The following is a 14,219-nucleotide window of genomic DNA, read 5'->3' on the forward strand; positions in this document are numbered from 1 at the left end:
CCATCTTTTGTGTATTTATTTTAATTTTTCTACTTCTTCTATAGTAAGTCCAGTTTTTTGTGCTATTACTTCAACAGGTAATACATCTAGTAATTCCTTTGCAATTTCTGTAGCCTTTTCTTTTCTTCCTTGTTCTATTCCATTTTTTCCAAGCTCCAAATCCTCTAGAGATTTGTTAATTTCTTCAGGTTTATCATAATTAAAATAATTTCTGTTTTCTAAATCAATAAATTCTATATCATCTACATCTAAAGATACTTTTTCTTTCTTTTCGATTTTTCTTCCGATTTCATTATCTAACTTTCCTACTTTGTTACAGCAATTCATTTTGACAAAGTATGTTTTGTTCCATTTAAAAAGAGGTATGAAGAAAAACATAAAATACCAATATGATATATATACTTCTACATGTCCATACTTTCCACAGCATCTGCATATAGTAAATTCATCAAAATCTAGTTTTTTCTCTTCTTGACTTACACCCATTATAAAAAACATTTGTTTCCTCCAATAGTATTACTGATATTTAGTAATATTATACCAAATTAATTACTTTTAAAATACTAATTCTATTTTTATTGTTAGATAATTTATGAAACCTTATGAATTTCTACTTTTTCTGTTTTTTTACTTAAGTTTTTATAATATGTCCTAAATAAAGAAGAAACTACTATAACACCAAGGGCTATAGAGCCACTTGCAAATAAAACATTAGCTCCTGTGGTAAATGATTCTTGGAAATTTCCTTCTATAACATAATACATTGTGTTGTATAATCCAAGACCTGGAATTAAAGTTATTATTCCTGGAACTACAAATAATATAGTAGGCTTTTTCATCTTTCTTGCTAAGATCTCACATAATAGGGCTGCAATTGATGCTGCTATAAAGTTTGCACTCATCATATCAAAATTAATTCTCATTAAAATTATATATATAGTCCATGATATCATTCCTACAGCACCAGATATATATAGTGTTTTTTTAGGTGCATTTAAAAATACTGCAAAACCAACTGCTGCTAAGTATGAAAATATTATATGTATATACATTGGCATCCAAATCATTATAACAATCCTCCCCATTTTACATATATATTCATTGACATACCAACACCAACTGCAATAGCTGTGGCAATAACTCCTGCATCAATTGCTCTTCCTACCCCTGACATTAACTCCCCTGATACTAAATCTCTTATGGCTTTTATAAAAGGAACTCCTGGTAAAAGTGGCATTATAGATCCTACTATTAGCATCTTTGGCGTATTTAATATACCTAGTTCTACAAGACCTATTCCACAAAATCCTATAATTATAGATGAAATTAATGTTGCAAAAACAGGTATATTTGTTATTTTTTTTACCTTATTATAAGTAATCATAGCTATTACTGATGTTATAAGAGTTAGCATAAATGTTATTACGTTATCTCCTCCAACTAATACGGCAAAACTAGAAGAACCTATTGCAGTCCATATATTTACCTCTCTTTGTGTATGTGGTGATTTATCTTCTAAATTTTTTAATTCTGCTATTGCATCATCTATTGACATATCTATATCATTAACAAATTTTCTTGAAAATTCATTAAGTAAGTCAATTTTATTTAAATTTATACACCTATTTTCTATTACTTTCATAAATGTATATCCATCAAATCTATCATCAGAAACTATAATGGTATTGGGTGCCATAAACACATTTATATGAGAAAATCCTCTAGATTTACAAATTCGTTTTACAGTATCGTCTACTCTGTAAGTTTCTGCTCCATTACTAAGCATTAATTGCCCTATAAATGTGGCTAATCTCAAGACATCCTTTTTGTATTTGTAATTAATACTTTCTGCCATAGTTGACCCCCTCATTTACATATTATTTTTATTAGAAATTAATTATATCACTTCTATTTAGATATATAAAGTAAAATTTTTACACTTTAAAATAATTAATATTTTTAAATATTTTAAAATACTTTTCATTATTATAAATAATTAAATCAGTGAAATTATATTTAAGAATGCTTCATTTCTATTAATAGTTTATTATTATAAAAAAGATAGAGTCGCAAAATACAACTCTATCTTTTTTATAATAATTCAATTTTATTTATCATTAAATAATATAATAAAATTGTAAATACATTTAATATATACTCTTTCTATATTATATCTATAATTTTAGTAGCTATCTTATCCCCAAAACATTTATCATGTTCTACAAAGAGCATAGTGGGTTTTTCTTCAAGAATCATGTTTTCTATTTGTATACGTGAAATTACATCAATAAAATTAAGTGGCTCATCCCAAATATATAGTTGAGCTTGTTCGCACAAACTTGTAGCAATAAGTAGTTTTTTCTTTTGTCCCTCACTCCACTGTTCTATATTCTTTTCAAATTGAATATTATTAACACCTAATTGATTCAAACTACTTTTTAAATGCTGCATATTTATTCTTTTTTTTACGGAAAAATCTTCAATTTTTCCTTTTAAAAAACCTGTTTCTTGAGAAACATATGATATATTATTTATCTTTTCTACATAACCTGTATGATTAATTTCTTCACCCATTAATAACTTTATTAAGCTTGATTTACCGCATCCATTTTTTCCTCTTAGCCAAATACGCTCTCCCGGTTTAATTTTAAAACTTATTGGTTTTTTAAATATTTCATTTTGATATACTATTTGTAAGTCTACTACCTCTAATAACTTATCTGAGCTTGCCTCTATATTGCCTATTTTGAGTTTTTCTACCTGTTCTATATTTTTTAACAATTTAGATTTTTCTTCTATAGCTTTGTTTTGACGTTTTTCTAAAGATTTAGCTCTTTTCATCATCTTTGATGCTTTATGACCAATATATCCCCTATCTACAGGACCACATCCTATTTTGGTGGATTCTAATTTATTAGACCAGTTAGATTTTTGTTTGGCTGCTCCTTTAAGTCTTTTAATATCTTTAAGCAATTTCTCGTTTTCTGCTTTTTCAAACTCATCTCGTCTATCATTATTTAATTGCCATGTAGAGTAATTACCTTTTTGTATGTCTATATTACTTTTATTAATAGATAAAACATGATTAATTACTTTATCTAAAAAATTTCTATCATGTGAAACTAATATAAAACCTTTCTTATTATTTAAATATCTTGCTACACATTCTCTACCCTCTGCATCTAAATGATTAGTAGGTTCATCAATAAGTAAAAAGTTATTTTTTCTAAGAAATAATGCTACTAATAGTAGCTTTGTACGCTCACCAGAACTTAATGTTTTAAAATTTCTATTAAGTATCTCTGGTTCTAACCCGATTTTTCTTACTTCTTTTTCTATCATTTCATTAATAATATATCCATCATATCTTATAAATCTATCTAATACTTCCCCATATTCTTTTATATATTTAATATTACTTGAATATTCTTTTAATTCTTTTTCCCACTTAGTAAAAGGTGCTATTGCCTGTCTCATAACTTCTAAAGCTACTTGATTATCATTATCTACATCCATAGGAAAATAATCAAAGCTTACTGGACTTATTATTTTCCCACTATATTTATATTCTCCTTTTAGTAATTTTAAAAAAGTTGTTTTTCCTCGACCATTTCTACCTATTAATCCAAGTTTCCAGTCTGTATCTATATTTATAGATACATTTTTAAATATATCATCTCCATGATTATCATATTGAAAGCTTAAATTATTTATTTTAATTTGTGCCATAATTATCATCTCCTTTGTTAAGGAAATAAAAAAACTTCCTTAACTTAAATAGTACTTTTACTACTTAAAAGATAAGAAAGTTATTATATTTAAATATTATGACATGCAAATAAAAGCTATGATTGCTTTTATTTGAGTGATTTATTTATAACATTTAATCTTATTCTTAACTTTAAGTAGTTTATAGGGTAGCTTAATAAAACATCTATTTTTGATGCTTTAAAACCTAATTAAACTATATTATTGTTATTTTGAATAAGATTAATTGTTCATTTTATCTAATCACCTCTATATGTATTTTATATTATTATAATATTATGGTAACTTAATTTCAAGTACTCATATGAATTTAAAGGATTCTATAAATTAATTTTTTAAGATTTTAAATTAAAAAAGGATATGTAGTAAAACATATCCCTTAATTATAATAGAATTATAAATTAATTATCTTTTATTTTCTATTATGTTTGATATAATACCTTTACATCTTCCACATCCAGTACCTGCTTTAGTAACTTCTCCAACTTTTTCAACAGTGTCAGCTCCATTTTTTACTGCTTCTACTACTGTCTCTATTGATACATTTTTACATTTGCATGCATTCTTTATAAGAGCCTCTACTTCTTTAAGTTCTTCTTCATTTTCAATAACTATATCAGATATTTTTTTAAGTTCTTCAATAGTTCTAGCTCCCTGTGCTTGAGCCTTTCTAACTTTTGAATATTTTTCCATATCTAGTGCCATATGTATTTCTCCTAACTTTTAAATTTATTACTTAATATATTATATTTATACCCAATATTAATATATAATAAGCAAAATTCTTTAGATTAAATATTTATCTAATATATAGTTTAAAAGTAGATTCCTAACTCTTTGTAATAAACATACTTTATAAATTTCATTAAGTAAAATAAACTACATTCTCTAAATTAAAGTTTATTTTTACATTTTGGTTAACTTCATAAAAATGCTTATTTGAACTAACCTTTATTATTGAATCTAATGTATCTACTTCATAAATTGTATTTTCACCTAAATATGTTTTCTTTTTAATTTTTCCTATGACTCCACTTGGATAATTTTCATTATTAATTTCTATATTTTCCTTAGATATCATAAGTTCTACATTATCTAAACTTTCATTTTTATCAATATCTAAATTTAGCTTAATATATTCATTTTCAAATAATACACTATATATTTTACCACTTATATAATTTCTTTCTCCAAATATATTCGCAACTGCTTTGCTATTTGGTTTTTCATATAAGTTTTTTGGAGTATCAAATTGTTTTATTTCTCCATTTACCATAACTGCTATTTTATCACTCATCATCAAAGCTTCTTCTTTGTCATGAGTTACTAATATTGTAGTTATTTTTAATTTTTTTTGTAAATTTAATACAAACTCTCTCATTTCTTGTCTTAAGTTTATATCTAAATTTGAAAAAGGCTCATCTAAAAGTAGCACCTTTGGATTTATCGCCAAACTCCTTGCTATTGCTACTCTTTGTTTTTGACCTCCCGAAATTTGTGAGGGATACTTTTTTTCATATCCATTAAGTTTTACTAAATTTATTAATTCTTGTACTCTTTTATTTCTCTCAGTTTTTTTTATTTTCCTCATTTTAAGTCCAAACTCGATATTTTCGAACACATTCATATGAGGAAATAACAAATAATCTTGAAATACCATAGCTACATCTCGTTTTCCTGTAGGTGTATTTTTTATACTATTTCCATCAAATAATATATCTCCTTTATCAAAATCAAGTATTCCTGCTATTATTTTTAATGTGGTACTTTTACCACATCCTGATGGTCCTAGTAAAGAAATTATTTCACCTTCATTTATTGATAAATTTATATTTTTTAATACATCTATATTTTTAAAACTTTTATTTAAGTTAACTATTTTAACACTTGACATTGTATTCTCCTTAAATTGGCTTATCCTAAAAAGTAATTGTTTTTATTATCTAAATAATACTTTTTTATTTTTCCTTCTACAAGTATTAGTACCACTACACTTACAATTAAAAATACTAGACTGTATAGTGCTGCTACTGTTCTATCCCCACTTTGTATATATGGAAACATAACCATAGGATATGTAATTATATTTCCTCCTCCTATTAGCATAGTTAAGAAGTATTGACTAAATGAAATTATAAAACACATACTAGATGCGCCTATTATTCCTGGAAGTATTAAAGGAAGTGTTATGTATCTAAATGTATTTATTGAATTTGCTCCTAGAAGCTTTGCTTGTATTTCTAATTTATCTCCTACTAAATTATATACATCAGCTATCATTTTTACTGCATAAGGAATACAAGGAAGTATATTTATAATTATTACTCCTATTATGTTATTTGCTAGACCATTTCTTAAAAAGGTAATGTGAACCCCCATAGCTATAGATATCATAGGTACAATTATTGGTGATAGCACTAAAATTTCAAATAGTTTCTTTCCTTTAAATTCATATATTGATATAGCTTTAGCTGCTGGTATGCTTATTATAATCGTTATTAATATCACTATTATTGATATTAATATACTATTAATTAGTATTTTTATATTATAAGTGTTTAATATATATTCAAATCCTCTTAAAGAATAGTCTGTAGGTATTAGCTTTGGATAAGTCCACCTACTAGTTATTGTCCATATTAATAGTATTGAAATTGGTATTATAAGTACTATTAATAATATATCTAAAATTAATTTTTTACTTTTCATAATTTCACCTATAATTTATACTTATAAATTTTCGAAAAAACTTTGTTATATATTATTAATAAAACAAAACTTATGCCTGATAATATAATATTTATAACCATAGATAATGCCTTTTGGTTAAAATCCGTGCTTATATAATTATTGTAAGCTAATACTGATAATGCTTTAGGTGTACTTGGTCCTATTAAAAATGGTACTTCATATGACCCAAAAGCAAAGGTAAATAATATTATAAATGAAGATATTATAGATGGCATAGCAAGTGGCAAAGTTATATATATAAAACTTTGTAATTTACTAGCACCTAAATTTAGTGCTACTACCTCTAGCTTCTCATTTATATTTCTTAGTATATTATAAGTAGTTATAGCTACAAAAGGTATTCCTTTGTATAAATATACAAGTATTATTCCTATACCATTTTTATCAGATATTAAATTTATAAATTGTGATGAATCAGATATTATACCTAAATTATATAAAAGTCTTGATATTATTCCAGATTGAGAAAATATTGTCACCATAAAAAATACTACTACTATATGTGGAATTATTATCGGCAAGTTTAGCATGGTATTTCTAAAGTTTGAATACTTATCTTGAGCTAGTAAATAGGCTAAGAAAACACCAAGTATTACAGATATTAAGCTTGATATTAATGATGTATTTAAACTAAATAGAAGAGACTTTAAGAAAGAAGTCTCTCTTAAAATCTCTTTATAATAACTAAAATTTATTTCATTAAAACCTATTTGTGGAAAGTATCCTAAACTTTGTAATAGACAATTTATTATTCCACACCCCATTATAAACAACAGAAGTATAGCTGTTGGTGCTATGAGTATATATGGTTTTATTTTATTGTTCACTTTCTAAAACCTCTTTTGTCCATATTTTTTCTATTATTGGAACAAGCTCTGCTCTTAATTCAGGAACAGCATTTTCTATTACTATAATTTCATCACTAAATTTACCTTTTTCACTTTTAGGTATTTTGTTCATATCTAATATTGTTGAATCTCCCCAGTTTTTGCTAAATGTTTTAGAACCTTGTGCATCTATACTCATTAAGTAATCTATTAAAACCATAGCACCAGCTTGATTTTGAGTATTAAATGGTACTGTTAAGAAATGAGTATTGCTTATATTTCCTTTTTCAAATTCTATTATCTTAGTATCAGGACTAAACTCTTTACTTTCTATTTTAGATGGTATTACATTTGGCGAATATGTCATTGTAAAATAAACTTCTTCATCTGAATACATATTATCTAATTGTGAAGTTGTTGAAGGATAAGTTTTACCTTTATTCCATAAGTATGGTTTTATCTCTTTTAAATAGTTAATAGCAGGTTGAATTACTTTTTTTACCTTTTTTTCATCTGCTGGTAAATCTTTTACATTTTCATATCCTACTATATCGTATATTACGTTTCTTACAAAAGCACTACCCGTAAAATCAGGAGGTGCTGGGTATGTAAATTTACCTGGATTTTTCATTATTACTTCTTTTAAATCATTAGTGTTTTTAATTTCTTTATCTACTTTAGAAGCATTTTCTATTATTGTAAATTGTGCTTTACCCCAAGGTGCTTCCATATTGTCTACTTTTGTCCCAAAGTCTGTAGTTATATCTTCTGAAGCTGTGTCTACATATTTATTAAAGTTTGGAAGTTTTTCAGTAAACTTTCCTAATAACAAATTGCTATCTTTTGCAGTTTTAAAGTTCTCTCCATTTATCCAAACTACATCCATATTTCCCTTTAAGTTGTTTGCTTGTTTATCTGATAATAAACTGTTTAATATTTCATCTATATTCATACCTACTCTTTTTACAGTTATATTATACTTTTCTTTCATTTGAGGTATTATGTAAGTATCAAACCATTTATTCATTACTTCATTACCACCATAACCATAGAAATTAACAGTAGTCCCTTTGGCTTCTTCTAATAATTGTTCATATTTTTTATCTGAAACATTTATGTCTTCTGGTTTTGTAGATGGTTTTGAACATCCAATTAAACTTATGGTCATAACTATACTTAAAATACCTGCTATCTTTTTTTTAATTTTCATATTTATCTCCTTTTATATTATTTTATTTTTTATAAATATTATATTATGTTATATATCTGTTTTTTATTTTTTTATATGTATTTAAAAAAGTATTGATGACTTCATCAATACCTTTTTGTAGATATATAGACTATAATTATTTTTACTACTTTCTAAAAATATCTAGCATACCATTTATTTTTAATTTTTATACCAAATAATTCCTATAAAAGTCTTAATAATCTGTATTAATGTCATTAAACCAATCATAAAACTCATATAATAAAATGCTCTTATTTCTTCTGCTGAATATATTAATATAAATCCTGTAAAGAAAAGTACAAATATAACCATAGTAATACTCATAGTAGTCACTATTTTTTTTAACTTTGCTTTTCTCTTTATGTATAGTATTAATACTAATAGCATTAATATTATCAGTGCTATTATGGAAATATATTGTATAGTTTCTATAGGATATTTATTTTCCCAAACATAATTTTTATGTACGACATGTCGTAACATTCCCATCTTCTTATGAGTAAAATAATTTACCATATATGCTCCAATTAAGAGCAAAATTTCTAATATGGTAGTCAGTATATAAAAAATCTTTTTTAATTTTTCCATATAAATATCAACCTCATTATCTATAATTTAAAATAATCACTACAATTATTGCAGTGACTATTTTAAATTATTTATTTTGCAGCTTTATCTGTTGGTAGTTTACCCACTGTAGTATATACACAATTACCACTATTTGGATCTCCTACTTGTACAGGAAGATTATTATGCATTTGCCATTCATTCCAGCCACCATCATAAACAGTCATCTTATTCCATCCTGCATCATAAGCAATTAACCAAGGAACTGATGCTCTCCAACCTGTTCCACAGTAAAATGAAAGTTCATTATTTTTATTTATATCAGAATCTGACCATAACTTTTCCATTTCTTCAGCAGTTATAACAGTTCCATCTTTATGTGTATAATCTTCCATATTGTATGGATTACTTCCTGCATGTCCCCAAACTGCACCTTTAGGTTCACCAGCTCTATCAATATAAGTGTATCCACTTGTTTTACCATCAAATTCTTCTTTACTTCTTATACTTACTAAACGGAAGTTTGAATCATTCTTTAATTTATCTTGAACTTGATCTATAGACATCCAATATTCTGGATGTGCTGGAACAGTTGTTCCAAAATCTTTTGCTGGTGTTGCTTTTTCAACTTTAGTTTCTGTTTGATAACCTGCTTTTTTCCATGCATCAAGTCCGCCATCTAGGACTTTTACATTATCAACACCTGCCCAAAGATATGCATATGCCACTCTACTTACCGCTGAGATATCTGTTCCATATAAGATAACAGTTTTATCTTTTGTAACTCCTAAATCTAACATACCTTTTTCAACTACTTTAGGGTCTGATATGTTCCAAATTGGTTCAGATTCAACACTTGAAGTATCTACATGTAAAGCTCCTGGAAGATGTCCTTTTGTATAAGTTGGACTGTCTTTATAAGTCCCCCATGAAACTTCTAATATAGTATAATTTTTAGACTCTGGTTGATTTCCATCTATTACACTTTGCACCCACTTAGGTGATACAAAGACTTTTTTTGTATCTACCTGCTCTGCCTTTACATCTGATTTAGTTTCTGTTGTTTTTTGAGAATCATTTGAGGGATTGCTACACCCCACCGCCATTGTTGCTATCATTGTGATACCAACTAGCGCACTAATTAATTTTCTTTTCATAATTGTCCTCCGTTACTTTTTATCATCTTCTTAAAATGATAGTGCCTTTAGGTGATCTTAATATCACTCTCAATTGTTTAAACACATAGAAAAATTGCTACCATAAAAATAAATCTAAAAGATTTGAATTTACTGAAATTTGACCTCGATAATTTTATCATAATTCATATAAATCTCCAATACTTATACAAAATTCAAATACTTAATATTTGTATTATTTATATTTTCTATATATTAACATTAGTACATTATTATATTCATCATTCTCAATTAATATTGGTTTACAACTTTTAAATTAATAAAAGCCATGTATATAGAATAAACTTCTATATTCATGGCTTTTATTAGTATTTATCATTTTATATAATTTATTTTGTTTGGCGATTTTAATCTATGCAATAACTTTTTCAGTTTTTTCTTCTAAACACACTCTTGGTACAAGTAAACATACTGTCATACAGCATATCCCACTTAATATAAATGGTAATTTATTACCTATATCAAATATAAATCCAGATGCTAAAGACCCTACAATCATACCAATAGCTTTATATGAGCCTTGTATACCCATTATTTCACCATAATTTTCCCTTGCAAGTTTTGATACTATACTTTGTTGTATAGGAGTAATTAAAGCGCTACTTCCAACGAATACCATTATAAACATAAAGCTAATTAATATGTTGTTAAATAATGATGCTACTATCATACTTATCCCAGATACCATACAAGCTACTATTAGGGTGTATTTTTCATTATATTTTTTACTTAGATATGGATTTATACATAAGTTCATAATTAAAGCTACAACCCCAGCAAATGCCATAACAATACCATTAACTGTAGTTGGCATATTTAGCACTGATTCTATATAATAGTTTATAGTTGAATTGTATGAAGTTGTTGCTATAGTTATTAAAGTCATAACTATCATCATAATACTTAAAGTAGGATTTAATGAAGTTGACTTATTTCCTTTTTTAAGATGTTTAGTATAAATCTCTATTTTACCAAGCTTTTTATCAATAGTTTCATCTAAAACAAAGTATATAACCCCTGCAACTAATAAACATAATATAAACTGAGTTAAAAATGCAAATTTATAACCTAAATTTCCACTAAATCCCCCCATAAGAGCTCCAACAGAACTTGCTATTGATGTAGTCGCTGTGTGATATGACATATATTTTGTTCTTTCTTCTTTTGAAGATATATCACTAACATAAGCTATACAAGTAGTTATAAATGCTACTGACATCGCTCCACCAGTTATCCTAAACATAAGTATAAGTGGTGTACTTTCTATAAATCCAAATCCTAATTGGCTCATACCATAACCAATTACCCCAATAACTAAAAATTTCTTTCTCCCTCTTTGGTCAGATAAACTTCCCCATATAGGTGACATTACAAAATGAGATATTGCCATAGTTGAGTATAGTACTCCAAACATATATGTAGGTAAACTAAGGGCATTTATAAGTGATGGTGTTACAGGATGTGCCATATTAAAGGTTGCCATAGTTATGAAATTTATAAATAATATCTTTCTCATTTTTATCTTGTCCATATTTACTCCTTAAGTCATTTTATTTTAAATCTTAATAATTATATCACAAAAACATATAAATGTGTAAAACATTAAATACTTAAATAAACATATATCATAAAATATTATATTCAAACTCAAAACCTCTGTCATAACACCAAATCAATTTTGTGTTTGTTTATAACATTTAATTTTATATATTCAGAATAATATTTGCTATTTTCTATTTATTCAAATAAAAAATAAAAAGTAGATTATAAATCTACTTTTTGTTTTTTAATCTATTTAAAATATAGTGGTGTTATAACCCCAATTCCAGTTTCAATATCTATTGCAACTGTAATATATTTATTACTTGGTATAATATATCCTGGGAATCTTATACATGAAATAGCCCCTTCTTTAATAAAATAACCTTTATTTAAATTTATTATATAGTTATTATATCCACAATTTTCTGACATAATATTTTTAGCTTCTTCTCTAAATACTTCTGGGTCTAAATTATTATTTTTACAAAACTCGGTTAATCCAATAGCATTTTCAAATTCAACATTATTTAAATGTTGATTAATATCAGAATATATATCTTTAAAATTATTAATAACATCTACTTCAACTTTTTTTATATCTTTACCTCCATGTAAATAAACACTTTCGTTGATATCTAAATTATGTATCATTTCATCTAAACCATATATTTTAACAGTAAATGTTCCGTCTTGACTTTTAAATTCATTTACTTGATATTCATAAGACTTATTTTTTTCATCAATTCTTTCCATTATATATTCTCTTTCTATAGGCATCTTCGAATAATAAGAATATAATTTAGCCACATCTGATATTTCTCCTTTTTCATGAGCTATAGTATCTCTTTCATATTGAACTTTATCATTACTATATCTCGGTAAGTAATACATTTTATAATTTTCTTCTCTTTCAATTTCAGAATCAGCTTCAGATTCACAACCTGTTAAACTACAGATTATTATACTTATGACTAAACTAAATAACATCATTAATTTTATTCTTTTCAAATTTAATACCCCCATTTTAATAATTTATACATTTTAATAGCTCAATATTAATTAATATATATTGATAAGTAGATATGATAAAGATATGTCAAATGTCATAATTTTACTTTGAATATTTATGTATTAAATAAAAATAAAGGAGTGTAGACTTTGTCTACACTCTGAAAGTAGCTAAAATTAGCTACCTTATTTATCTATATTAATCAATACTTTTTATTGCTTTATCTGCAAAGTCGGTAGTTACTATATCACTATATGAAGGTTTTTTATCTAATTCACCAGCTTCAGTCATAACTTCCATTAATTTATTTAAACTTTCTTCTTTTAATGTAGGTTCTTGACACCATGCATCTATTTCTTTATATCTATCAGCAACTGATATTAAATCATCTAAGCTCATATCATCAAAGAATGGTTGCATAGCTTTAGCAATCTCTTCTGATGATGCACTTTGAACCCATAATTGTCCTTTATATACTGCATTAGTAAATCTTTGTATTAAATCTTTATTTTCGCTCATAAAAGACTTAGTAGCACAATATACAGTATATGGAATTTCACCAGAATCTTGACCTACTGATGCTACTATATAACCAGTGCCTTCTTTTTCCATAGCTGTACCTGTTGGCTCAAAAGCAGTTGTAAAATCAGCTTCTCCACCAACAAAAGCTCCAGTCATTACTCCAAACTGCACATCTGTTCTTACATTTACTTCACCAGCTTTTGTATTTTCACCTATTGTAAGTCCATTTTGTTTTAGTACATATTCTAGTGTCATTAAAGGTACTCCACCTTTTCTTCCACCTAGTATTTCTTTTCCTTTTAAATCTTCATATTTAAAATCAGGCATTTCTTCTCTGGCTATTATAAAGCTTCCATCTCTTTTAGTAAGTTGTGCAAAATTTATTGCATAATTTTCTTCTTCTTGATTGTAAACATAAATGGATGCTTCAGGTCCCATAAGACCTACTTGTGCTTCTCCTGATATTAATGCTGCCATAGTTTTATCAGCTCCTTGAGCATTTATAAGGTCTATGTCTATACCTTCTTCTTCAAAGAATCCTTGAGTTATAGCTGCATATTGAGGTGCATAAAATACTGAATGAGCAACCTCAGCTATTGTTACTTTATCTAGTTTTTTCTCACTAGTTTTTTTTCCCTCACTAACATCTTGGCTACATCCTGTTATGCATAATAATCCAACTGCTAGTGAACTTATAAGTGTAACAGCTTTTTTAAACATGATATCCCCCCTATGTTGATATTTGACTACTGATATATAATATTATTTCTTTATTGAAATTGTTACATTGTAATAAATCAACTTTA

14 protein-coding genes are annotated in these 14,219 nt (G+C 26.4%); all 14 read right to left on the reverse strand.

Features of this window, described 5'->3' with window-relative positions; translation table 11 throughout:
- Positions 1-15: 15 nt before the first annotated feature.
- Positions 16-498: a zinc ribbon domain-containing protein gene (locus tag I4U89_RS05475; protein WP_195939084.1), complete on the reverse strand. Its 483-nt coding sequence runs from the start codon at positions 496-498 to the stop codon at positions 16-18.
- 92 nt (positions 499-590) lie between these two features.
- The gene (locus tag I4U89_RS05480) at positions 591-1,067 is read right to left on the reverse strand and encodes a threonine/serine exporter family protein (RefSeq protein ID WP_195939086.1); all 477 of its coding nucleotides are present in this window, start codon (positions 1,065-1,067) and stop codon (positions 591-593) included.
- Positions 1,067-1,855: a threonine/serine ThrE exporter family protein gene (locus tag I4U89_RS05485; RefSeq protein ID WP_195939088.1), complete on the reverse strand. Its 789-nt coding sequence runs from the start codon at positions 1,853-1,855 to the stop codon at positions 1,067-1,069. Before I4U89_RS05485 ends, I4U89_RS05480 begins: the two co-directional genes overlap by 1 nt.
- Positions 1,856-2,163: 308 nt before the next feature.
- Positions 2,164-3,729, reverse strand: a complete 1,566-nt coding sequence (gene abc-f / locus I4U89_RS05490; protein ID WP_195939090.1) for a ribosomal protection-like ABC-F family protein — start codon at positions 3,727-3,729, stop codon at positions 2,164-2,166.
- A 444-nt stretch (positions 3,730-4,173) separates the two neighbouring features.
- On the reverse strand, positions 4,174-4,473 hold the full coding sequence (locus I4U89_RS05495; RefSeq protein ID WP_195939092.1) for a (2Fe-2S)-binding protein: 300 nt from the start codon (positions 4,471-4,473) through the stop codon (positions 4,174-4,176).
- A 160-nt stretch (positions 4,474-4,633) separates the two neighbouring features.
- Positions 4,634-5,662 carry an ABC transporter ATP-binding protein gene (locus I4U89_RS05500; RefSeq protein WP_195939094.1) on the reverse strand — a complete coding sequence of 343 codons (1,029 nt, stop codon included), beginning with the start codon at positions 5,660-5,662 and terminating at the stop codon, positions 4,634-4,636.
- A gap of 20 nt (positions 5,663-5,682) precedes the next feature.
- Entirely contained in the window at positions 5,683-6,477 is a 795-nt protein-coding gene (locus tag I4U89_RS05505) for an ABC transporter permease (protein WP_195939096.1), read from the reverse strand.
- Positions 6,478-6,485: 8 nt separating this feature from the next.
- Complete coding sequence (locus I4U89_RS05510) at positions 6,486-7,346, reverse strand: ABC transporter permease (RefSeq protein WP_195939098.1); 861 nt, start codon at positions 7,344-7,346, stop codon at positions 6,486-6,488.
- Entirely contained in the window at positions 7,336-8,556 is a 1,221-nt protein-coding gene (locus tag I4U89_RS05515) for an ABC transporter substrate-binding protein (protein WP_207744117.1), read from the reverse strand. Before I4U89_RS05515 ends, I4U89_RS05510 begins: the two co-directional genes overlap by 11 nt.
- A gap of 180 nt (positions 8,557-8,736) precedes the next feature.
- Complete coding sequence (locus I4U89_RS05520; RefSeq protein ID WP_195939100.1) at positions 8,737-9,093, reverse strand: hypothetical protein; 357 nt, start codon at positions 9,091-9,093, stop codon at positions 8,737-8,739.
- Between the two features lie 143 nt (positions 9,094-9,236).
- Positions 9,237-10,301: a sulfurtransferase gene (locus I4U89_RS05525; protein ID WP_195939103.1), complete on the reverse strand. Its 1,065-nt coding sequence runs from the start codon at positions 10,299-10,301 to the stop codon at positions 9,237-9,239.
- 391 nt (positions 10,302-10,692) lie between these two features.
- Positions 10,693-11,871, reverse strand: a complete 1,179-nt coding sequence (locus I4U89_RS05530; RefSeq protein WP_195939106.1) for an MFS transporter — start codon at positions 11,869-11,871, stop codon at positions 10,693-10,695.
- Between the two features lie 260 nt (positions 11,872-12,131).
- Complete coding sequence (locus I4U89_RS05535) at positions 12,132-12,890, reverse strand: hypothetical protein (protein ID WP_195939108.1); 759 nt, start codon at positions 12,888-12,890, stop codon at positions 12,132-12,134.
- Between the two features lie 199 nt (positions 12,891-13,089).
- Positions 13,090-14,133, reverse strand: a complete 1,044-nt coding sequence (locus tag I4U89_RS05540; protein ID WP_195939109.1) for an ABC transporter substrate-binding protein — start codon at positions 14,131-14,133, stop codon at positions 13,090-13,092.
- Between the last annotated feature and the right edge of the window lie 86 nt (positions 14,134-14,219).

The organism is Romboutsia sp. 1001713B170131_170501_G6, assembly GCF_015668195.1.
In the GTDB taxonomy this organism is placed as follows: domain Bacteria; phylum Bacillota; class Clostridia; order Peptostreptococcales; family Peptostreptococcaceae; genus Romboutsia_C.

Excerpts from the sequence above, each read along its gene's own strand:
- I4U89_RS05475 (WP_195939084.1), bottom strand. The coding sequence starts at position 498 with ATGTTTTTTATAATGGGTGTAAGTCAAGAAGAGAAAAAACTAGATTTT.
- I4U89_RS05480 (WP_195939086.1), bottom strand. The coding sequence starts at position 1,067 with ATGATTTGGATGCCAATGTATATACATATAATATTTTCATACTTAGCA.
- I4U89_RS05485 (WP_195939088.1), bottom strand. The coding sequence starts at position 1,855 with ATGGCAGAAAGTATTAATTACAAATACAAAAAGGATGTCTTGAGATTA.
- abc-f (WP_195939090.1), bottom strand. The coding sequence starts at position 3,729 with ATGGCACAAATTAAAATAAATAATTTAAGCTTTCAATATGATAATCAT.
- I4U89_RS05495 (WP_195939092.1), bottom strand. The coding sequence starts at position 4,473 with ATGGCACTAGATATGGAAAAATATTCAAAAGTTAGAAAGGCTCAAGCA.
- I4U89_RS05500 (WP_195939094.1), bottom strand. The coding sequence starts at position 5,662 with ATGTCAAGTGTTAAAATAGTTAACTTAAATAAAAGTTTTAAAAATATA.
- I4U89_RS05505 (WP_195939096.1), bottom strand. The coding sequence starts at position 6,477 with ATGAAAAGTAAAAAATTAATTTTAGATATATTATTAATAGTACTTATA.
- I4U89_RS05515 (WP_207744117.1), bottom strand. The coding sequence starts at position 8,556 with ATGAAAATTAAAAAAAAGATAGCAGGTATTTTAAGTATAGTTATGACC.
- I4U89_RS05520 (WP_195939100.1), bottom strand. The coding sequence starts at position 9,093 with ATGGTAAATTATTTTACTCATAAGAAGATGGGAATGTTACGACATGTC.
- I4U89_RS05525 (WP_195939103.1), bottom strand. The coding sequence starts at position 10,301 with ATGAAAAGAAAATTAATTAGTGCGCTAGTTGGTATCACAATGATAGCA.
- I4U89_RS05530 (WP_195939106.1), bottom strand. The coding sequence starts at position 11,871 with ATGGACAAGATAAAAATGAGAAAGATATTATTTATAAATTTCATAACT.
- I4U89_RS05540 (WP_195939109.1), bottom strand. The coding sequence starts at position 14,133 with ATGTTTAAAAAAGCTGTTACACTTATAAGTTCACTAGCAGTTGGATTA.